A 326-nucleotide genomic window follows, 5' to 3' on the forward strand; every position below is an offset into this window, starting at 1 on the left:
AAGCAGAAGTAGAGGAAATACCAGAAGATACGGAAGAAGAAGCCTCTGAAGAAACTTCAGAGATGGAGGAAGATTTCACCCCTGCAGAGGGATTAGAAGAAGCAGAAGCAGAGGAAATACCAGAAGATACGGAAGAAGAAGCCTCTGAAGAAGTTTCGGAGATGGAGGAAGATTTCACCCCTGCAGAAGGATTAGAAGAAGCAGAAGTAGAGGAAATACCAGAAGACACAGAAGAGGAAGCTTTTGAAATGAATGAGACAGGAGAGGATGGTGGTATTCCTGTAAAGGTGTTAAAACCAAATGGAGATACAAGTACATATGTACCA

The 326-nt window shown here is 42.6% G+C and carries 1 pseudogene; it reads left to right on the top strand.

What is annotated here, in order from left to right:
• Positions 1-326 (top strand): annotated as a pseudogene (locus DWY07_RS13265) (hypothetical protein); the annotation flags it as partial.

The sequence above is a fragment of the Clostridium sp. AF23-6LB genome, assembly GCF_003461085.1.
Taxonomy (GTDB): Bacteria; Bacillota; Clostridia; order Lachnospirales; family Lachnospiraceae; genus Coprococcus; species Coprococcus ammoniilyticus.